This is a genomic window from Pseudoxanthomonas sp. SL93 (assembly GCF_026625825.1).
Lineage (GTDB): Bacteria > Pseudomonadota > Gammaproteobacteria > Xanthomonadales > Xanthomonadaceae > Pseudoxanthomonas_A.
The window spans coordinates 580,683-600,199 of sequence record NZ_CP113065.1; the positions used below are offsets into that span (position 1 = coordinate 580,683).

Genomic DNA, 19,517 nt, shown 5'->3' on the forward strand with positions numbered 1-19,517 from the left:
AGCGGGTTCGGCTTGAATGAATTGTTAGGCCGCGCGCAGGATCGGTTGACCCGGCGACAGCCAAGAAACAGCGGTGATATTGCCATGAACCAAGCCCTCGTCTCTCATCTGCGCAAAGATTGCGGCCGGAGGCCAGCCGGCAGGAGAATCAGCGAATGGAACCTGGAGCCGCTGTAACTGGGTCAGGGCAACCGCCAAGGTGTCCTTTGAGTTAAACGGAATACAGACGCCATTGTCACTAGTGATAGCTCCGACAGCCACAAGCTCAGAAAGTAATTGGCTTGTGGAGCAGCGGACGCTGACAGAGTCGGGGAGCACTGCCTCAACATAGTCCATGGACTCTCCTAGCGGCCTAACGCCTGAATTAAGCCGAGCCGCGAAGCGGCTTCGGCTTGAATGAATTGTTAGGCATCGCCGCCGGGTGGTTTGAGTAGCAGCGAGAGCCCGTAAGCAATGCACGCGAGCCCGATGAGCAAGTAAGCGACATGCGGAATTGCGGCATCTGCACCATAAAGATGTAGCCCCTTCCTCGAATGGAACTCTAGATTGCCAGTGGCGACATAGCTAACAAGCCGTTGCCAAACAGGATATGAGATCAGGCCGCCTAAACAGATGCAGAGCGCGCCCCACACACGGTCTGAGTTGCGACTGGCTTTCATAGATGCCTAACACCGGAATTAAGCCGACCCGCGAAGCGGGTTCGGCTTGAATGAATTGTTAGAGCCCATGTCCCGTGAATCCGGTGCCCTGGGCCGCATAGTAAATTGCCATGACTCCGAATAGGAATGACAAGAGAAACTGCATCATGTGGCGTGTTTTAGCTGGGTCTTGGGAAAAAACGGAACTCATACTTTCGGGCTGAATCAATGCTACGACCGAGTGGAACATCATCGAAATACCGCAAGCAGTTAGTGTGAGCAAGGCTAGAACTGAAAATTGCGGAATGTTGATCCCGTTGCGCCCAGGATTGAGTAGCAGCGTGACCGCTATGGGTAGCCAAAAGAAGCATCCATTGAACCAGGGCCGAACATTTCTCACGTGGGCTCTAACACCTATTAGACCCCAACGCGGGGTGTAGCGGGATTCTTGACCCTGTCGAGAGTCACCGTCAACCAGAAAAAACCTACATCGGACAACGGGTTGGACTGATTGCGGGGTTCGGCGCGGTGCGGGAAGGTCGTTGTATAGCCCTGCATGGATGCGGTGATATGCAATATGACGGTGACGGGACGGTGATATCGGCTGGGGAGGGGGAGAATGCGCGGCTGGGGCTGATCGGCGAAGTTCAACGCCGGTTGCGGGTCAAACATTACAGCCTGCGCACCGAACAGGCTTATCTCTACTGGATTCGCCGCTATATCCGTACCAACGGGATGCGCCACCCGCGCGAAATGGACGGCAGGCAGGTCGAGGCGTTCCTTACCGTCCTGGCCACGAAGGACAGGGTGGCGCCGAGCACGCAGAACCAGGCGCTGTCGGCCCTGCTGTTTTTGTATCGTGAGGTCCTGGCGTTGGAGCTGCCCTGGATGGAGAACGTGGTGCGTGCCAAGCGCATGCCGCGGCTGCCGGTGGTGCTGTCGCGCGGTGAGACGGCCAACCTGTTGCGGTCCATGTCCGGGCGTGACGCGTTGATGGCGGGGCTGCTCTACGGCAGTGGACTGCGGTTGATGGAATGTCTGCGTCTGCGCGTCAAGGATGTCGACTTCAGCCGTTGCGAGATCACCGTCCGGGAAGGCAAGGGTGGTAAAGACCGCAAGACCATGCTGCCCGCCAGTCTGAAGGCAGCGCTGCAGTTGCAGGTGGAGCAGGTTCGCGTGCAGCACCTGCGTGATCTGGAGGCCGGGCATGGCGCGGTGCATCTGCCGCATGCGCTGGCGCGCAAGTACCTCAACGCCGAGACCGAGTTGGGATGGCAGTTCGTGTTCCCCGCCCTACGGGTGTCGGTGGATCCCCGCGATGGCCGCATCAAGCGCCATCATCTCGACGAGGGCGTGCTGCAGCGTGCAGTCCGCGCGGCGGCCCGGCTGGTGGGGCTCAACAAGCCGGTGACGCCGCACACGTTGCGCCACTGCTTCGCCACCCATCTGCTCGAAAGCGGATATGACATCCGTACGGTGCAGGAACTGCTGGGCCATCAGGATGTGTCCACCACGCAGATCTATACCCACGTTCTCAACCGAGGCGCAGCCGGTGTGCTGAGCCCGTTGGATCGCTGATGAAGGGAAGAGATGCGCAACCCGCCGCGGAGCGCGCGGTACCGGCGCCGGCCGGACTGGCGTGTGGGGTAGCGTGGCTGGCCGGCATGATGTTGTGCCTGTGGCTGCCGATGCTGCTGCCTGCCTGGGTGCTGTGGATAGCCGCAGTGCTTGGCACGGCGCTCTGGTCTCGAAGGATTCGGGGCCGCTGGCTGGGAGCAGCACTGGCGGGCTTCGCATGGGCAGGGCTGCATGCCGCCTGGAGCCTGCACGCGCAATTGCCTGTGTCGATGGAAGGCCGCGAGGTGGCGGTGCACGGCCGCGTGGTGGGGTTGCCGGAACCGGAAGCCAGGCGGACCCGCTTCCTGTTCCGCGTGGACGATCTGCCCACCCAGCCGGCGCCTCTGCGCGGACGACTGCTTCGCTTGTCGTGGTACGACGACTATGGCGCAGTGCAGCCCGGCGCGCGCATCGAACTGCAGGCCGGTGAACGGTGGCGCCTGCGTGTGCGGGTACGCGCTCCGCGTGGTCTCGCCAATCCGGGTGGCTTCGACGCCGAGCGCCACGCGCTTGCGCAGCGGATCACTGCGATGGGATATGTCCGCCAGCCGGAGCAGGCACGGCGGCTTGCCGGCGCAGAAGGCATCCACGCCTGGCGGGCGGCCATGTCAGCGAAGATCGCGCGGCAGGTGCCAGGCGCATCGTCGCGTTACGTGCGGGCCCTGGCGCTGGGCGACACACGCGAACTGGATGATGGCGACTGGCAGGTCCTGCGCGCCAGCGGGCTGACCCACCTGATCGCGATCTCGGGCTTCCATGTCGGCCTGGTCGCGGGCTTTGCGGCACTGTGCGGTGTCGGGATCTGGCGGTGCTTTCCTGCGCTGGCACGCGTGTTTCCACGTCCCCAGGCCGCCGGGGCGGCGGCGTTGCTGGCGGCGTGCGGCTACGCGGTCGTGGCGGGATTCGCGTTGCCCACGGTGCGTACCGTGCTGATGATCGCGGTTGTCGTGGCAGCGCGGCTTTGGAGGCGGCCGGTCAACGTGGTGGATGCGCTGGCGTTGGCGATGCTGGCTGTCCTCCTGTTCGATCCGCTGTCGCTGTTGTCGGCCGGTTTCTGGCTGAGTTTCGGTGGCGTGGCCTGGTTGGCCTGGTGCCTGCCCACCTCGCTGCATTGGGCGAAGGCCTTCCTGCCGGCGCAGGCGGTGGCGACGGTGGGTCTGCTGCCGATGACGGCGATGCTGTTCGGCCAGGCGTCACTGGCGGGGCCGTTGGCCAACCTGGTGGCGATCCCATGGTGGAGTCTGGTGGTGGTACCGCTGGCGTTGGCGGGAACGGCGCTGGAAGCGCTTTGTCCCGGTGCCGGGGCATGGGCATGGCGTGCCGCAGCCGACTGTTTCGATCTGACCTGGCCGTTGTTCGTCTGGATGGCGGAAAGTCCCTTCGCCCTCTGGTGGCTGCCCGAAAGCCGGCCGTGGGCGTTGGCGCTGGCGTTGCTGGCGGCGTTCTGGATGCTGCTGCCGCGTGGCGTGCCGGGCAAGCCGCTGGCGATGCTCCTGTGGCTGCCGCTGCTGTGGCCGGATCGCGAGTTGCCGCGACATGGCGAGGCGGAACTGGTGGTCATCGACGTGGGGCAGGGTCTGTCGGTGCTGGTGCGTACTGCGCGGCATGCTTTGCTGTATGACGCCGGGCCGGCCGTGGAGGATGGTTTCGACGCCGGCGAGCGCGCGGTGGTGCCTGCCCTGCGTGCGCTGGGGGTGTGGGAGGTGTCCCTGCTGGTCGTCAGTCATGGCGACAATGACCACGCCGGAGGCGCGGACGCCGTCCGCGATGCATGGCCGGTCGGGCAGGTGCTCGCGCCGGTCGGCGCCGGCGTGGCGGCGGCGGGCGCGTGCGAGGCCGGGCAGGCGTGGGAATGGGACGGGGTGCGCTTCAGCTTCCTGCACCCCACGCCGCATTTTCCCTACCTGGGCAACGAAGCCAGCTGCGTGCTGCGTGTTGAAGGGCGCCATGGTGCGGCATTGCTGCCCGGTGACATCGGCGACATCGTCGAACGCAGCCTGGTGCATCGCGTGCCGGGTGCCTTGCAGGCCGAGGTGGTGGTTGCCCCGCATCATGGCAGCGCCGGTTCGTCCGATCCCGCCTTCGTCCACGCCACCCGGGCGCGGCTCGTGCTGGTTTCCAGTGGTCACGGCAACCGGTTCGGCCATCCGCGGGCCAACGTGGTCCAGCGCTGGCAGCAGGCCGGGGCGGAAGTGCTGGATACCCGGCAGGGCGGCGCCCTGCGTGTCTGGCTTGGCCGGGACGGGCTCGCCGTGCGTGAACGCCGTCACTCCCGGCGCCACCTCTGGGACGCCGTGCAGCGCCAGCGGGCGGGTGGGCTATCCTATCGGCCTGCGAACGAACGGCGCGAAGTGCCGGAGGACTGAACGTGCTGGAACTGGTGAAGGCTGGCGGTTGGCCGATGATCCCGCTGCTGCTGCTCGGCGTACTGGCGCTGGCCATCGTGGTGGAGCGCTTCTGGTCGCTGCGCCGCAGGGAGATCCTGCCGCCCGGTCTGGGCGAGGAAGTCCGCACGTGGGCCGTGAAGGGGCAGCTTGAGCCCGCCCATATCGAGTCCCTGCGCCGCAATTCGCCGCTGGGCGAGGTGCTGGCTTCCGCGCTGGATGTCCGCAACAAGCCGCGCGACCAGATCCGCGAACGCATCGAGGACACCGGCCGCCATGTGGTGCACCGCATGGAGAAGTTCCTGAACGCCCTGGGCAGCATTGCATCGGCAGGGCCGCTGCTGGGCCTTCTGGGCACGGTGGTCGGCATGATCCAGATGTTCCTCGGCATCCAGGACAGCGGCGTCGGTGACGTCAATGCGCTCGCAGGCGGCATCGGCAAGGCCCTGGTCTGCGCGGCCGCGGGCATGATCGTCGCCATCCCGGCCCTGTTGTTCCATCGCTATTTCCGTGGTCGTGTCACCGGTTACGTGATGGAGATGGAAAAGGAAGCCACGGCGCTGGTGGATGCATTGGAAGCCCGCACGACCCGCCCGGTCGCGCGCCCCTCGGGTGTCGTCGCGCCCGCGCCGGTCGGCGCCTGAGGCCGGCCGATGCGGATCCGTGACGACCGCGCGCAGGAAGAGCCGGAGATCAACCTGGTTCCCCTGATCGACGTGATCCTGGTGCTGATCATCTTCTTCGTGATCACCACCACGTTCGACTCGCGCTCGATGCTGCAACTGCAGTTGCCCAGCGCCACCGGCGAGGCCGTTGCCGCGCAGACCAAGGCGCTCAGCGTGCTGGTCAATGCCGATGGCCGCTACTTCGTCGACGAACACGAAGTGCTGCGCCCCGACATCGATGCGCTCAAGCAGACCCTGCAGCAGGTGGCGGGCAGCGACCGCAGCCGGCCGGTGCTGCTGCGTGCCGATGCGCGTACGCCGCACCAGGCCGTGGTAACGGCGCTGGATGCGCTGGGGCAACTGGGTTTCCGCAAGGTCAACATCGCCACCGCGCCCGAGGCGCGCAAGTGAACGAGGCATCGTCGGCCTGGCAGGTCTACAAGCGGCTGCTGGGGTTTGCCACCCCGTACCGTGGACTGCTGGCGCTGGCGGCCATCGGCATGCTGCTTGAAGCGGCTGCGGGCGGTGCGTTCGCCAAGCTGATGGAGAACGTCGTCGACGAGACGTTCATCAAGCGCGACGAAGCCAAGAGCCTGCTGCTTCCCGCCTACATCGTGGGACTGTTCGTCATCCGCGGCGTGGCCGGTTACATCACCGACATGGGCATGGGCAAGGCGGCCCGCAGCATCGCGCGCGACTTCCGCGTGAAGGTGCTCGGCAAGTACCTGCGCCTGCCGGGCCTGCGCTTCGACACCGAGCCGGTGCCGGCCATGCTGGTTCGCCTGGGCTCCGACAGCGACCAGGTCGCGCAGGCGGCGGTCGATGCGATGAAGGTGATGATCCAGCAATCGCTGCAGGTCATCGCCATGCTGGCCGTCATGCTCTACACCAGCTGGCAGGTCACCATCGCCATCCTTTTGATGGCACCGCCGTTGGCATGGATGATGGACAAGGTGGCCCGTCGCTACCGCCGCATCAGCCATCGCATCCAGGAAAGCGGTGCGCAGATGATGCAGGCGGCCGACCAGACGCTGTCCAACCAGCAGGAAGTGAAGATCTACGGCGCCCAGCAAAATGAGCTTGCGCGGTATGGCGGGCTGGCCGACACCAACCTGCGGCTGGCCATGAAGGTGGAGGCCACGCGCAGCATCTCCTCGGCGATGGTGCAGCTGATGGGCGCGGTGGGGCTGGCGCTGCTGCTGTTCTTCGCCGGGCGCGAAGCCATGGCCGGGCGACTGACGGCGGGTGGCTTCGTGTCGCTGATGGTGTCGATGATGGCGATCATTCCGGCGTTGAAGCAGCTGACCAACGTGCAGAACATGCTGCAGCGGGGCGTGGCCTCCGCCCAGCGGTTGTTCTCGGTGCTGGATGCGGACGACGAGCAGGACCACGGCCGGCTGCCGCTGGATCGCGCCAAGGGGGTGATCGAGTTCCGCGACATCACTGCGCGCTATCCCGGGCAGACGCGGCCCGCGCTGGAAGACATCAGTTTCATTGCGCGTCCCGGTACCGTCACCGCCATCGTCGGCCGCTCCGGCAGCGGCAAGTCCACGCTGATCAAGCTGATCCCGCGCTTCTACGAAGCCGAGTCGGGCCACATCCTCCTCGACGGGCATCCGGTGCAGGACTACGCCCTGGCCGACCTGCGCCGGCAGATCGCGCTGGTCGGGCAGCAGGTGATGCTGTTCGACGGTACGGTCGCCGCCAATGTCGCCTACGGCGAACTGCAGGGCGCCGGTGCCGAGGCGATGGAGCAGGCCGTGCGCGGCGCCAATGCGATGGAGTTCGTGCAGGAACTGCCGCAGGGCGTGCACACATCGATCGGCAACAAGGGCGGGCGCCTTTCCGGCGGCCAGCGCCAGCGCCTGGCCATCGCACGCGCGATGCTCAAGGATGCGCCGATCCTGATCCTCGACGAAGCCACCGCCGCGCTCGACAACGAATCCGAACGCCTGGTTCAACAGGCACTGCAGAAGCTGATGCCCGACCGCACCACGCTGGTCATCGCGCACCGGCTGTCCACCATCGAACACGCGGACCAGGTGCTGGTACTGGACCAGGGACGGTTGGTGGAGCAGGGCACGCATGCGGAACTGCTGGCGCGCGGCGGCCTGTACGCCCACCTGCACCAGATGCAGTTCCGCGAAGGCGATACCGGGTGAGCAGGACCGCTTCGCGCACGCCCGAGTACTGGTTCAGCGATGCCGCAGTCCCGCTGCCCGCGCGTGCGCTGTCGGGTGTCTACGGTGCGCTGGTCGCATTGCGGCAGCGTTTTTACCGGTGGGGCCTGCTGCGTCCCAAGCGCGCGGAGGTGCCGGTCATCGTGGTCGGCAACATCACCGCCGGCGGCACCGGCAAGACGCCCCTGACCATCGCCCTGGTGGAGCGCCTGCGTGCGGCCGGCTACAAGCCCGGCGTCGCCAGTCGCGGCTACGGGCGTCGCGACGAGGGCACACCGCGCTGGGTGGACGCGCAGACGCCACCCGAAGAGGGCGGCGACGAACCGGTGCTGATCGCCCGCCAGACCGGCATCCGCGTGCGCGTGGACCGCGACCGCGTGGCCGCGGCGCGTGCGCTGGCGGAAGCGGGCTGCAACGTGGTGATCTGCGATGACGGGCTGCAGCACTACCGCCTGCATCGCGACATCGAGATCGAAGTGATCGATGGCCAGCGGCGCTACGGCAATGGCCGCTTGCTGCCGGCGGGGCCGCTGCGCGAACCCGTCGAACGGGCGGCCGGCTGCGACTTCCGCGTGGTCAACCTGCCTGCGCCCGACGCCGAGACCGGCTTCGGCGAATGGCCGATGCACCTGCATGCCGATGTCGCGCTGCCGCTGCGTGGCGGTCGTCCGCGTGCGCTGGCGGCTTTCGCAGGGCAGCGGGTGCACGCGGTTGCCGGCATCGGCAATCCCGCGCGCTTCTTCGCCATGCTGAAGGGATTCGGGATCGCCGTGGTACCGCACGCCTACGTCGATCATCACGACTATCGCGCAGATGACTTCGAGTTCGGCAGTGAACTCCCGGTGCTGATGACCGAGAAGGACGCCGTGAAGTGCGCGGGTTTCGCCACGCCCTGGTTCTACAGCGTGCCGGTCGCGGCCCGGCTGCCCGAGGCGTTCTGGGTGGGGCTGCTGGAGAAACTCGCTACCCGCGCCGGCCCGCCACAGACGGCGCGCTAGCGCATCGACGACGCGCCCTCCTTGGGTTTCCACTGAATCGCAGGCACTTCCACTGACATGACGCCCTTCATCGTCGCCATTCCCGCCCGTTACGCGGCATCCCGCCTGCCCGGCAAGCCCTTGCGTCCGCTGGGCGGTGAACCGCTGGTGGTCCACGTTGCGCGGCGGGCACTGGCCGCCGGCGCACGGGAAGTGTGGGTGGCCACCGACGACGCCCGCATCCGCGACGCCCTGCAGGGCACGGAAGTGCAGGTGGCGATGACCTCCGAGCGGCATGCGTCGGGCAGTGACCGCCTGGCCGAATGCGCCGACATCGCCGGCTGGAACGATGACACGCTGGTGGTCAACCTGCAGGGCGACGAACCGTTCGCTCCGCCTGCCGGCATCCGCATGGTGGCAGAAACCCTGGCCGCCAGCGCGGCGGACATGGCAACCCTGGCCGTGCCCATCGAGGATGCCGATACCCTGTTCGATCCGAATGCCGTCAAGCTGGTGCGTGCGGACAACGGCGATGCGCTGTATTTCAGCCGCGCGCCCATTCCCTGGCATCGCGACGCTTTCGCCCGGTCGCGTGATGCCTTGCCAGCCGGCCAATGGCTGCGGCATATCGGCATCTATGCCTACCGCGCGGGCTTCCTGCGCCGCTACGCGAAGATGCCGCCCGGCCGCCTGGAGCAGGTCGAGTCCCTGGAGCAGCTGCGCGTGCTGGAGGCGGGTTTCCGCATCGCCGTGGCGCTGACGCCGGAACCGTTCCCACCCGGCGTGGATACGCCGGAGGACCTGGCGCGGGCGGAGAGCCTGCTGAAAGGCCTGTCTTGAAGCTGCTGCTGGTGTGCCTGGGCAACATCTGCCGCTCGCCGATGGCCGAGGGCGCGCTGCATGCGCGCCTGCAGGCATCGCCTTTCGCGGGACGGGTGCAGGTGGATTCGGCCGGAACCGGTGACTGGCACGTGGGCGAACCCCCGGATCGTCGCGCCATCGCCTGTGCACGTGGATTCGGCGTGGACATCGGTGCGCAGCGCGCACGGCAGCTGCAGGCGCAGGACTTCCACGATTTCGACTGGCTGTTGTGCGCCGACCGGGCCAACGTCCGTGATGCACGGCAGCGTGCGCCGGCCGGGATGGGCGATAAAGTGGTGCTGCTGCTGGACTGGTCGGGCGTGATGCCGGACGGCGAGGTCCCGGACCCCTACACCGGCGGTCCCGAGGATTTCCGGCAGGTCTGGCGACTGGTCGATTCGGCGGCACAGGCGGTCGTCGCCCGGCTCGCCACCCGATGAGACTTGGGCATAATCAGGGATGATGATGAACGCGACCCTCGCACCCGAACTTCCGCGCGCGCTGCACTGGCTCAATGCGCCGGCCACCACGCTGCACGAACAACGCGGCCGTATCGTCGCGCTGGCCTTCGTCAACGGCGCGTCGGCCTGGTGTGCCCAGCGACTGAACGACCTTGCCGTTCTGCAGGCCCGCTATGTCGGCCGGCTGCACGCGCTGGCGATCCACGTGCCCCGTTTCGACAGCGAGCGCGAACCCCAGCAGGCGCTCAAGCGTCTCCGCCGGCAGGGCAACACGCTTCCCGCCGCACACGACGCCGACTGGGTGGCCTGGCAACGCTTCGGCGTTGACGCCTGGCCGACGGTCCTGCTGATCGATGGCGAGGGCCAGCTGCGCCACCGCATCGTGGGTGCGGATGGCCTGGCGGAGCTGGAGCGCGCGGTCGCCACCCTGTGCGACGGCCTGCATTCGCCGCCCGAAGACGACCTGCGCGGCTTTCGCGAGGCGCACCCCGAACCCCGCATGCCGCTGTCCTTTCCCACCGGCCTGGTCGCCACGCCCGACCGGCTGTTCGTGGCCGACAGCGGTCACCACCGCGTGCTGGAGTGCAACCACCAGGGGCGCGTGATCCGCCAGTTCGGCATGGGGACGGCGGATTTCGCCGATGGCGAACTCAACCATGCCGCGTTCCGCCGCCCGCACGGGCTGGCGCTGGTGCGCGAGTCGCTGTACGTCGCCGACACCGGCAACCACGCGCTGCGCAGGATCAACCTGGCGACCAGCACGGTGGACACGCTGTGCGGCAATGGCCGTGCCGGTGAACCGGTGGAAGGCATCATCACGGTCGCCCGCAACGTGCCGCTGAACCAGCCGCAGTCCGTGGTGGTGAACAACAACCAGGTCTTCATCAGCATGGCGGGCGACAACCGCATCTGGAGCTATGACCTGGGCAGCCGCGAACTGCGCCCGCGCGCCGGTTCCGGCCAGCTCGACATGCGTGACGGCAGCGGCGTGATGGCGGCGTTCGCGCAGCCGGCCGGCTTGGCCGCGGTGCACCAGACCCTCTACGTCTGCGATGCCGTGGGCTCCGCGGTGCGGTCAATGCAGCTGCGTGCCGATACCGTGCAGACGCTGGTGGGGCAGGGCACGTGGGTGTTCGGGTCCGACGACGGCCCGCGCGAGACCGCGCGGCTGCAGCATCCGCAGGCCATCGCATTGAGCCCGGACGCGCCGGTCATGTGGATCGCCGACAGCGGCAACGGCAGCCTGCGCACCTTGCGGCTGGGGGGTGGGGAACTCACCACCGTGGCCCTGCCGCGTCGCCTGCACGGTCCGGCCGGCGTGGCCGTGGCGGCGGGCGCGGTGTGGATCGCCGAAACCGATGCCCATGACGTACTGCGTTACGATATCGCCACCGGCGCATTGAGCCACGTTCCGATCGACGAATGAGTGGTAGTCCCCAGGCGGAATTTGACGGCAAGGCCTTTTCGGCCCGCCTGAGCACGGCGCCGGGCGTGTATCGCATGTACGCCGCCGACGACAGCCTGCTGTATGTCGGCAAGGCCGGCGCCTTGCGCAAGCGCGTCACCAGCTATTTCAATGGCTCCCCCAAGTCGCCGCGCATCCTGTCGATGCTGACGCAGGTCGCGCGCATGGACGTGACCGTCACCCGCACCGAGGCCGAAGCACTGCTGTTGGAAAACCAGCTGATCAAGTCGCTGACGCCCCGTTACAACGTGCTGCTGCGCGACGACAAGAGTTACCCCTACGTGCTGTTGACCCAGGAGCAGTGGCCGCGCATCGCGTTCCACCGCGGCCCGCGCGCGGTACCGGGGCGCTACTTCGGCCCTTACCCGGGGGTCACCGCAGTGCGGGAAACGCTCAACCTGATGCAGAAGCTGTTCAAGATCCGCAACTGCGAAGACAGCGTGTTCCGCAACCGGTCGCGGCCCTGCCTGCAGTACCAGATCGGCCGTTGCAGTGGCCCGTGCGTGGCGCTCGTGGACGAGGCCGACTATGCCGAATCGGTACGTCGCGCCACGCTGTTGCTGGATGGCCGCAGCGATGAGCTGACGCGCGAGCTGACCGATGCCATGGAGCGGGCCAGCGTGGCACTGGAGTTCGAGCAGGCGGCACGCCTGCGTGACCTGGTCGCCTCCATCCGCACGCTGCAGGCGCGCCAGTACGTGGATGGCCGCGCCGCCGATCTCGACGTGCTGGCCTGCGCGATGCAGGGCAGTCAGGCCTGCGTATTGCTGCTCGCGTTCCGCGACGGACGCAACCTGGGCACGCGGACGTTCTTCCCGAAGACCAATGGCGAGGACAGTGCGGAGGAAGTACTGGGAGCGTTCGTCTCCCAGTATTACGCCGAGCAACCCGCGCCCCAGGAAATCGTGCTGGACCGCGAAATCCCCGATGCCGAACTGATCGAGCATGCGCTGGCGGCGTCCAGCGGCCGCAAGGTCCAGTTGAAGTGGAACGTGCGCAGCGAGCGCGCGGGTTACCTGGACCTGGCGAAGCGCAATGCCGAACTGGCGCTGGTCACCGAACTGACCAGCCGTAGCGCGCAGACCGCGCGCAGCGAAGCCTTGAAGGACCTGCTGGGCCTGCCCGAGCCTGCCCGCCGCATCGAATGCTTCGACATCAGCCATACCATGGGCGAAGCAACGGTGGCGTCATGCGTGGTGTTCGATGCCAACGGCGCCGTGCGTTCCCAGTACCGCCGCTACAACATCACCGGCATCACGCCGGGTGACGACTACGCCGCCATGCATCAGGCCATCGAGCGCCGTTTCCGGCGCGCGGTGGAGGAGGGTGGCGTGCTGCCCGACGTGCTGCTCATCGACGGCGGTGCGGGCCAGCTCGCGCAGGCAGTGGGCGCGCTGGCCGACCTGGGCGTGGACGGCGTGACCCTGGTGGGCGTGGCCAAGGGCGAGGAGCGCCGGGCGGGTCACGAAACGCTGGTGTTGCCCGACGGCCGTGAAGTGCGCCCTGGCGCTGCGTCCCCGGCGCTGCAGCTCATCCAGCAGGTGCGCGACGAAGCCCACCGCTTCGCCATCACCGGCCATCGGGGCAAGCGGCAGAAGGCGCGCATGACCAGCAAGCTGGAGGACATTCCCGGCATCGGTCCGCGGCGTCGCGCCAGCCTGCTGAAGCATTTCGGCGGCCTGGCGGGCCTGAAGGCGGCCGGCGCCGACGAGATCGCGCGCGTCGAGGGCGTGAACGCCGCACTCGCCGAGCGAATCTACGCTAACCTGCACGGGTTGCCGTCGCCACAGGCGGGAAACGAGTAAACGCGTAATGAAGTTGACCATCCCCACTTGGCTCACATTGCTGCGGATCGTGCTGATCCCGGTGCTGGTGCTGGTGTTCTACCTGCCCTACAAGTGGACCAACCTGGCCGCGGCGATGATCTTCATCCTGGCCGCCGTCACCGACTGGCTGGACGGCTGGATCGCGCGTCGCTACCACCTCTATTCCGCCTTCGGTGCCTTCCTGGATCCGGTGGCCGACAAGCTGATGGTGGCGGTGTCGCTGTTCCTGATCGTGCAGGACAACCCCACCATGTGGATGGCGATCTGGGCCGCGGTCATCGTCGGGCGCGAGATCGCGGTGTCCGCGCTGCGCGAATGGATGGCCGGGCTGGGCCAGCGCGCGACGGTGAAGGTGGCGGCACTGGGCAAGATCAAGACCATCGTGCAGATGGTGGCGCTGGGCTGCCTGCTCTATGCCTCCACGCCGGGCGAACTGGACGTGGGCGACATCTGGATGGGGCGCTGGATTTTCCTGATCGGCGACTGGCTGTTGGCCATCGCGGCGCTGCTGACCCTGTGGTCGGGCATCCAGTACCTGCGCGCGGCATGGCCCATTCTGCGCGACGGTGAAAAAAAGAGTGTTGACATGCCGAAACAAGACGCTACAATTTCGTCTCTCTCGACGCGGGAATAGCTCAGTTGGTAGAGCACGACCTTGCCAAGGTCGGGGTCGAGGGTTCGAGTCCCTTTTCCCGCTCCAGATTTCGTCCTGCAAAGGACGGTACCCAAAACCCCGTTCGCGGGGTTTTGTGTTGTAAGGCGCTTGAAAAGGCGTCGTGATTGCGCCAGTCTGGCGCAGTCGCCACCGGCCTGGTGGCAGAGTGGTTATGCAGCGGACTGCAAATCCGCGTACGCCGGTTCAATTCCGACCCAGGCCTCCATACACGTTGATTCCGATGACGCCTGGCCCACGCCGGGCGTTTTCGTTTTTGTCCGTGTGTGCAGTGACCTGGCCACGGCTTTCCATTCAGCCGGCAGTGAGGCAGGCTATCCGCATGCCCGGATGGCGAAATTGGTAGACGCATCGGACTTAAAATCCGCCGGCCGCAAGGCCATGCCGGTTCGATTCCGGCTCCGGGCACCACCAGGCGAGGGACGCGATGAGCCGCTATCTGGCGTATGGACTGTGCATCGCGCTGGCACTGTTGTCGCTGGCGCTTTCCTTCACATGGCCGGCCTGGGGGTGGGGCGCCGTGGCGTTCGGTCTGCTGGCCGTGATCGGAACCTGGGACGTGCTGCAGTCGCGCAGCACCCTGCGCCGCAACTATCCGGTGCTGGCGCATTTCCGCTACGGACTGGAATCGGTGGGCCCCGAGATCCGCCAGTACTTCATCGAAGGCGATACGGTGGAAGTGCCTTTCTCGCGCCAGCAGCGTTCACTGGTGTACCAGCGGGCCAAGGGTGTGATGGACGTGGTGCCGTTCGGCAGCCAGCAGGACGTGTACAGCGTCGACTACGAGTGGATCAACCACTCGATGGCGCCCACGCACGTCGACTCCCATGATTTCCGCGTGGTGATCGGCGCGAACACGGCGCAGCCTTACTCGGCCAGCGTGTTCAATATCTCGGCGATGAGCTTCGGCGCGCTCTCCGCCAATGCCGTGCGCGCGCTGAACGAAGGCGCGCGACGCGGCGGCTTCTACCACGACACCGGCGAGGGTTCGATCTCGCCGTATCACCGCGAGAACGGGGGCGACCTGGTCTGGGAGATCGGTTCGGGCTATTTCGGGTGCCGTGACGAGCGGGGGGCGTTCAGCGAGGAACGCTTCGTCGAAAACGCACGCTCCCCGCAGGTGAAGATGATCGAGCTGAAGCTGTCGCAGGGCGCCAAGCCCGGCCATGGCGGCGTGCTGCCGGCGGCCAAGGTCAGTGCGGAGATCTCCGCCACGCGCGGCGTGCCGATGGGCCACGACTGCGTTTCGCCGGCCAGGCACTCCGCGTTCTCCACGCCGGTGGAATTGCTGCAGTTCATCGCGCGCCTGCGCGATCTCTCCGGCGGCAAGCCGACGGGCTTCAAGCTGGCCATCGGCCATCCCTGGGAGTGGTTCGCCATCGCCAAGGCGATGCAGGAAACCGGCCTGCTGCCGGATTTCATCGTCGTCGACGGGGCGGAGGGCGGCACCGGTGCGGCGCCGTCGGAGTTCATCGACCATGTGGGCGTGCCGATGCATGAAGCGCTGCTGCTGGTGCACAACACGCTGGTCGGACTGAACCTGCGCGACCGCATCCGCATCGGCGCGGCGGGCAAGATCATCAGCGCCTTCGACATCGCCCGGATCATGGCGATGGGCGCGGACTGGTGCAACGCTGCGCGGGGTTTCATGTTCGCGCTGGGCTGCATCCAGTCGCAGAGTTGCCATAACGACCGTTGCCCGACCGGCGTGGCCACGCAGGATCCGCGTCGCTGGAAACACCTCGACGTGCCCGACAAGTCGGTGCGCGTGCAGCAGTTCCACGACAACACGCTGAAGGCGCTGCGCGACATGCTGTGTGCTGCCGGGCTGGAGCATCCGCAACAGCTGGGGCCGGAACACATCCTGCGCCGCGTGTCGCCGATCGAAGTGCGTTCGCTGGCCTCGCTCTACCGCTTCGTGGAGCCCGGCGAGCTGCTTGACCGCGTGCCCGCGCATGCGGTCTTCCGCGACTTCTGGCCGGATGCCCGCAGCGACAGTTTCGCCGCGCCGCGCCGCGTCAGCGCGCTGTGCGATGCCAAGGACCGCTGAGGCGTCGTCAAACGGGCGGCAGCAGGTCCAGTACCCGCTCCGGCGGACGGCCGATCACCGCGCGCCCGGCGTGAACGAAGAGGGGGCGCTCCAGCAGCCGCGGGTGGGTGGCCAGGGCCTGGATCAGGGTCTCTTCGTCGAGTGACATGTCGGCCAGTCCGAGCGCGGCATAGTCCTCTTCTCCGGTCCGGATCAGTGAGCGTGCGGGCACGCCGAGCAGGGCCAGCAGCGACCGGATTTCGTCGGCCGACGGCGGCTGTTCCAGGTAGGGGATGATGCGGGGCTCGATGCCGCGCGCCTGCAGCAGTTGCAGCGCGTTGCGTGACTTGGAACAGCGGGGGTTGTGGTACAGGCGGGTGTCTTCCATGCGGGCATTCTAGGGCGGGGAGGCACCACCTCCGGGAACGTTGACCGTGGGCGTGGTCCGCGATTACCATACGCGCCCCGATCATCCGGGCGGTTAGCTCAGCGGTAGAGCACTGCTTTCACACGGCAGGGGTCACAAGTTCGAAACTTGTACCGCCCACCAGTTCCAGCAAAAAGCCCGGCCCTGCCGGGCTTTCTTGTTTTCCGGCGACGGCGGACGGCATGTGCCGGGGGGGGCAGTCTGACGCCCCGCTGCGGCCGTCCCGGCAACCTGCAGCGACCCACGCGCCCAGTCGGCGATAAGTGGTTGTTTCAGGGGTGGAAAACAGGGCGGAAAGTGGGCGTCTGTGGTAGACTCCGGACGTTGCAGAACCCGCCTGAAACCCCGTCTGCCCGTGCCTTGCCGGCATAGTCCCGGCAGCCGGGTTTCGGCTCGAAAAACCTGAAAGAACCACGGAACCCGAATGGCCGAACTCGCCAAGGAAATCATCCCCGTCAACCTCGAAGACGAGATGCGCCGCAGCTATCTCGATTACGCGATGAGCGTGATCGTGGGGCGCGCACTCCCGGATGTCCGCGATGGCCTGAAGCCTGTCCACCGGCGTGTCCTGTTCGCCATGAACGAACTGGGCAACCACGCCAACAAGCCCCACGTGAAGTCGGCGCGCATCGTCGGTGACGTGATTGGTAAATACCACCCCCACGGCGACCAGTCGGTGTACGACACGCTGGTGCGCATGGCGCAGCCGTTCTCGCTGCGCTACCTGCTGGTCGACGGCCAGGGCAACTTCGGTTCGGTCGACGGCGATGCCGCCGCCGCCATGCGTTACACCGAAGCGCGCATGGCCAAGCTCACCCATGAGCTGCTGGCCGACATCGACAAGGAAACCGTCGATTTCCAGCCCAACTACGACGAGAAGGAACAGGAGCCGACGGTCCTGCCGACGCGCTTCCCGAACCTGCTGGTCAACGGTTCGGCCGGCATCGCGGTGGGCATGGCCACCAACATCCCGCCGCACAACCTGTCGGAAGTGGTCAACGGCCTGATCGCGCTGATCGACAATCCGGAACTGGATGTCGACGGATTGATGCAGTACATCCCGGGCCCGGATTTTCCCACCGCCGGCATCATCAACGGCACCGCCGGCATCGTCGCGGGCTACCGTACCGGCCGTGGCCGCGTGCGCATGCGCGCCAAGGCCGATATCGAAGTCAATGAAGACAACGGCCGCGAATCGATCATCGTCACCGAGATCCCGTATCAGGTGAACAAGGCGCGGCTGATCGAGAAGATCGCCGAGCTGGTGAAGGAAAAGAAGCTGGAAGGCATCAGCGAGCTGCGCGACGAGTCCGACAAGGACGGCATGCGCATCTACATCGAGGTCAAGCGCGGCGAATCGGCCGAGGTCGTGCTGAACAACCTGTACCAGCAGACGCCGATGGAGTCGGTGTTCGGCATCAACATGGTCGCGCTGGTCGACGGCCGCCCGCAGCTGCTCAACCTGAAGCAGATGCTGGAAGCCTTCGTGCGCCACCGCCGCGAAGTGGTCACCCGCCGCACCATCTTCGACCTGCGCAAGGCCCGCGCCCGCGCGCACATCCTCGAAGGCCTGACGGTCGCGCTGGCCAACATCGACGAGATGATCGAACTGATCAAGACGTCGGCCAACCCGCAGGAAGCGCGCGAGCGCATGCTGGCCAAGACCTGGGAGCCGGGCCTGGTGGGCACCCTGCTGGCGGCGGCCGGCGCCGAGGCCTCGCGTCCGGAAGACCTGCCGGTCGGCGTCGGTTTCCATGACGGCCGCTACCAGCTGACCGAAGTGCAGGCCACCCAGATCCTGGAGATGCGCCTGCACCGCCTGACCGGTCTGGAACAGGAAAAGCTGACCGAGGAATACAAGGAACTGCTGGAAACCATCGCCGGCCTGATCCGCATCCTGGAAAACCCGGATGTGTTGCTGCAGGTGATCCGCGACGAGTTGCTGAACGTCAAGGCCGAATTCGGCGACGAGCGCCGCAGCGAGATCCGCCACAGCGAGGAAGACCTGGACATCCTGGACCTGATCGCGCCGGAAGACGTGGTGGTCACCCTGTCGCACGCCGGTTACGCCAAGCGCCAGCCGGCCAGCGCCTACCGCGCGCAGCGTCGTGGCGGCCGTGGCCGCAGCGCGGCGGCGACCAAGGAAGAGGATTTCATCGACCAGCTGTGGCTGGTCAACACGCACGACACGCTGCTGACGTTCACCAGCAGCGGCAAGGTGTTCTGGCTGCCGGTGTACCAGCTGCCGGAAGCCGGCTCGAACGCGCGTGGCCGCCCGATCATCAACTGGATCCCGCTGGAACCCGGCGAGAAGGTGCAGGCGGTGGTGCCGGTGCGTGCGTACGAGGAAGGCCGCTATGTGTTCTTCGCGACCAAGGACGGCACGGTCAAGAAGACCCCGCTGACCGAGTTCGCGTTCAAGCTGGCGCGCGGCAAGATCGCGATCAACCTGGATGAAGGCGATGCGCTGGTCGGCGTTGCCCTGACCGATGGCGAACGCGACGTCATGCTGTTCGCGTCGAACGGGCGCGCGGTGCGCTTCTCCGAATCGCTGGTGCGCCCGATGGGTCGTACCGCGACCGGCGTGCGCGGCATGCGCTTGGCGCCGGGCAGCGATGCCGAGGTGGAAGCGGACGAAGGCGATGCGGGTGAGGGCGTCGACGTCGATGCCGCGCCGGTGATCCACGACAGCGGTTCGGAAGTGGTCAGCCTGGTCGTGGTCGATGGCGACGGCGACATCCTGACCGCCAGCGAGCGCGGTTACGGCAAGCGCACGCCGGTGACCGAGTACCCGCGCAAGGGGCGTGGCACCCGTGGCGTCATCGCGCTGAAGACCACCGAGCGCAACGGCAAGCTGGTCGGTGCGATCCAGCTGTCCGACCACCACGAAGTACTGCTGATCTCCGACGGCGGCACGCTGGTGCGGACGCGGGCCAGCGGCATCTCGCAGGTGGGTCGCAATACGCAGGGCGTCACCCTGATGCGGTTGGGCGAGGGTGAAGTGCTGCAGGCGGTCGAACGCCTGGACGCCTCGCTCGACGATGAGGACGAGGGCGGCGACACGCCGGCGGATCTGGCCTCCGTCGCCCCTCCGGCGGAAGACCAGCCCCAGGCGTAAGCCGGCGGCGTCACGACAGGAACCCCGGCCATGCCGGGGTTTCTCTTTTCCGGGGTGGCGCTTGCCATCGGCGGTGGGGCGCATGCCGGCGCCACGTAAACGTGACCCCAAACCTGCCGCGGGTGCGTTCTATACTGCCGACACGACCAGGGCAGGGACCGGCACATGGCATCGGCAACACCGCACACGGCACGCG

At 66.8% G+C, this 19,517-nt stretch carries 15 protein-coding genes and 4 tRNA genes; 17 read left to right on the forward strand and 2 right to left on the reverse strand.

Features of this window, described 5'->3' with window-relative positions:
* Nucleotides 1-24 precede the first annotated feature (24 nt).
* A complete protein-coding gene (locus OVA13_RS02720) occupies nt 25-336 on the reverse strand; it encodes a hypothetical protein (RefSeq protein WP_267792291.1) in 312 nt (103 codons plus the stop codon).
* Between the two features lie 872 nt (nt 337-1,208).
* On the opposite strand from OVA13_RS02720, the gene OVA13_RS02725 reads away from it, so the two are divergent.
* The 15 genes from OVA13_RS02725 to OVA13_RS02795 all read left to right on the forward strand — a co-directional run bounded on the left by OVA13_RS02725 (nt 1,209) and on the right by OVA13_RS02795 (nt 15,797).
* A complete protein-coding gene (locus OVA13_RS02725; protein ID WP_267792292.1) occupies nt 1,209-2,216 on the forward strand; it encodes an integron integrase in 1,008 nt (335 codons plus the stop codon).
* An 86-nt stretch (nt 2,217-2,302) separates the two neighbouring features.
* Nucleotides 2,303-4,621: a DNA internalization-related competence protein ComEC/Rec2 gene (locus tag OVA13_RS02730; RefSeq protein ID WP_267793609.1), complete on the forward strand. Its 2,319-nt coding sequence runs from the start codon at nt 2,303-2,305 to the stop codon at nt 4,619-4,621.
* Between the two features lie 2 nt (nt 4,622-4,623).
* Entirely contained in the window at nt 4,624-5,283 is a 660-nt protein-coding gene (locus OVA13_RS02735) for a MotA/TolQ/ExbB proton channel family protein (RefSeq protein WP_267792293.1), read from the forward strand.
* Nucleotides 5,284-5,292: 9 nt separating this feature from the next.
* Complete coding sequence (locus tag OVA13_RS02740; RefSeq protein WP_267792294.1) at nt 5,293-5,715, forward strand: ExbD/TolR family protein; 423 nt, start codon at nt 5,293-5,295, stop codon at nt 5,713-5,715.
* Complete coding sequence (gene msbA / locus OVA13_RS02745; RefSeq protein WP_267792295.1) at nt 5,712-7,466, forward strand: lipid A export permease/ATP-binding protein MsbA; 1,755 nt, start codon at nt 5,712-5,714, stop codon at nt 7,464-7,466. The genes OVA13_RS02740 and msbA overlap by 4 nt, the downstream gene beginning before the upstream one ends.
* Nucleotides 7,463-8,482: a tetraacyldisaccharide 4'-kinase gene (lpxK, locus tag OVA13_RS02750; protein WP_267792296.1), complete on the forward strand. Its 1,020-nt coding sequence runs from the start codon at nt 7,463-7,465 to the stop codon at nt 8,480-8,482. The genes msbA and lpxK overlap by 4 nt, the downstream gene beginning before the upstream one ends.
* Nucleotides 8,483-8,539: 57 nt before the next feature.
* Nucleotides 8,540-9,301: a 3-deoxy-manno-octulosonate cytidylyltransferase gene (kdsB, locus tag OVA13_RS02755; RefSeq protein WP_267792297.1), complete on the forward strand. Its 762-nt coding sequence runs from the start codon at nt 8,540-8,542 to the stop codon at nt 9,299-9,301.
* Nucleotides 9,298-9,762, forward strand: coding sequence for a low molecular weight protein-tyrosine-phosphatase (locus OVA13_RS02760; protein WP_267792298.1), 465 nt, complete (start codon nt 9,298-9,300; stop codon nt 9,760-9,762). Before kdsB ends, OVA13_RS02760 begins: the two co-directional genes overlap by 4 nt.
* 25 nt (nt 9,763-9,787) lie before the next feature.
* A complete protein-coding gene (locus tag OVA13_RS02765) occupies nt 9,788-11,209 on the forward strand; it encodes a hypothetical protein (RefSeq protein ID WP_267792299.1) in 1,422 nt (473 codons plus the stop codon).
* Nucleotides 11,206-13,053, forward strand: coding sequence for an excinuclease ABC subunit UvrC (gene uvrC, locus OVA13_RS02770; protein WP_267792300.1), 1,848 nt, complete (start codon nt 11,206-11,208; stop codon nt 13,051-13,053). The genes OVA13_RS02765 and uvrC overlap by 4 nt, the downstream gene beginning before the upstream one ends.
* A gap of 7 nt (nt 13,054-13,060) precedes the next feature.
* A complete protein-coding gene (pgsA, locus tag OVA13_RS02775) occupies nt 13,061-13,708 on the forward strand; it encodes a CDP-diacylglycerol--glycerol-3-phosphate 3-phosphatidyltransferase (protein ID WP_267792301.1) in 648 nt (215 codons plus the stop codon).
* Nucleotides 13,699-13,774: transfer RNA gene (locus OVA13_RS02780), tRNA-Gly, on the forward strand. Before pgsA ends, OVA13_RS02780 begins: the two co-directional genes overlap by 10 nt.
* A gap of 107 nt (nt 13,775-13,881) precedes the next feature.
* A tRNA-Cys gene (locus OVA13_RS02785) sits at nt 13,882-13,955 on the forward strand.
* A 116-nt stretch (nt 13,956-14,071) separates the two neighbouring features.
* Nucleotides 14,072-14,158, forward strand: a tRNA-Leu gene (locus OVA13_RS02790).
* Between the two features lie 16 nt (nt 14,159-14,174).
* Nucleotides 14,175-15,797, forward strand: coding sequence for an FMN-binding glutamate synthase family protein (locus tag OVA13_RS02795; RefSeq protein WP_267792302.1), 1,623 nt, complete (start codon nt 14,175-14,177; stop codon nt 15,795-15,797).
* Nucleotides 15,798-15,804: 7 nt separating this feature from the next.
* Here the strand turns inward: OVA13_RS02795 and arsC are convergent, their stop codons facing one another.
* A complete protein-coding gene (arsC, locus tag OVA13_RS02800; protein WP_267792303.1) occupies nt 15,805-16,164 on the reverse strand; it encodes an arsenate reductase (glutaredoxin) in 360 nt (119 codons plus the stop codon).
* 87 nt (nt 16,165-16,251) lie between these two features.
* Between arsC and OVA13_RS02805 the strand changes: the two genes are divergently transcribed.
* Both OVA13_RS02805 and gyrA read left to right on the forward strand, forming a co-directional pair.
* A tRNA-Val gene (locus OVA13_RS02805) sits at nt 16,252-16,326 on the forward strand.
* A 301-nt stretch (nt 16,327-16,627) separates the two neighbouring features.
* Entirely contained in the window at nt 16,628-19,321 is a 2,694-nt protein-coding gene (gene gyrA / locus OVA13_RS02810; protein ID WP_267792304.1) for a DNA gyrase subunit A, read from the forward strand.
* Nucleotides 19,322-19,517: the final 196 nt, after the last annotated feature.

Bases quoted from the DNA above. Each gene is read 5' to 3' on its own strand.
- OVA13_RS02720 (WP_267792291.1), bottom strand. From the start codon at position 336: ATGGACTATGTTGAGGCAGTGCTCCCCGACTCTGTCAGCGTCCGCTGC.
- OVA13_RS02725 (WP_267792292.1), top strand. From the start codon at position 1,209: ATGCAATATGACGGTGACGGGACGGTGATATCGGCTGGGGAGGGGGAG.
- OVA13_RS02730 (WP_267793609.1), top strand. From the start codon at position 2,303: ATGATGTTGTGCCTGTGGCTGCCGATGCTGCTGCCTGCCTGGGTGCTG.
- OVA13_RS02740 (WP_267792294.1), top strand. From the start codon at position 5,293: ATGCGGATCCGTGACGACCGCGCGCAGGAAGAGCCGGAGATCAACCTG.
- kdsB (WP_267792297.1), top strand. From the start codon at position 8,540: ATGACGCCCTTCATCGTCGCCATTCCCGCCCGTTACGCGGCATCCCGC.
- OVA13_RS02765 (WP_267792299.1), top strand. From the start codon at position 9,788: ATGAACGCGACCCTCGCACCCGAACTTCCGCGCGCGCTGCACTGGCTC.
- uvrC (WP_267792300.1), top strand. From the start codon at position 11,206: ATGAGTGGTAGTCCCCAGGCGGAATTTGACGGCAAGGCCTTTTCGGCC.
- pgsA (WP_267792301.1), top strand. From the start codon at position 13,061: ATGAAGTTGACCATCCCCACTTGGCTCACATTGCTGCGGATCGTGCTG.
- OVA13_RS02795 (WP_267792302.1), top strand. From the start codon at position 14,175: ATGAGCCGCTATCTGGCGTATGGACTGTGCATCGCGCTGGCACTGTTG.
- arsC (WP_267792303.1), bottom strand. From the start codon at position 16,164: ATGGAAGACACCCGCCTGTACCACAACCCCCGCTGTTCCAAGTCACGC.
- gyrA (WP_267792304.1), top strand. From the start codon at position 16,628: ATGGCCGAACTCGCCAAGGAAATCATCCCCGTCAACCTCGAAGACGAG.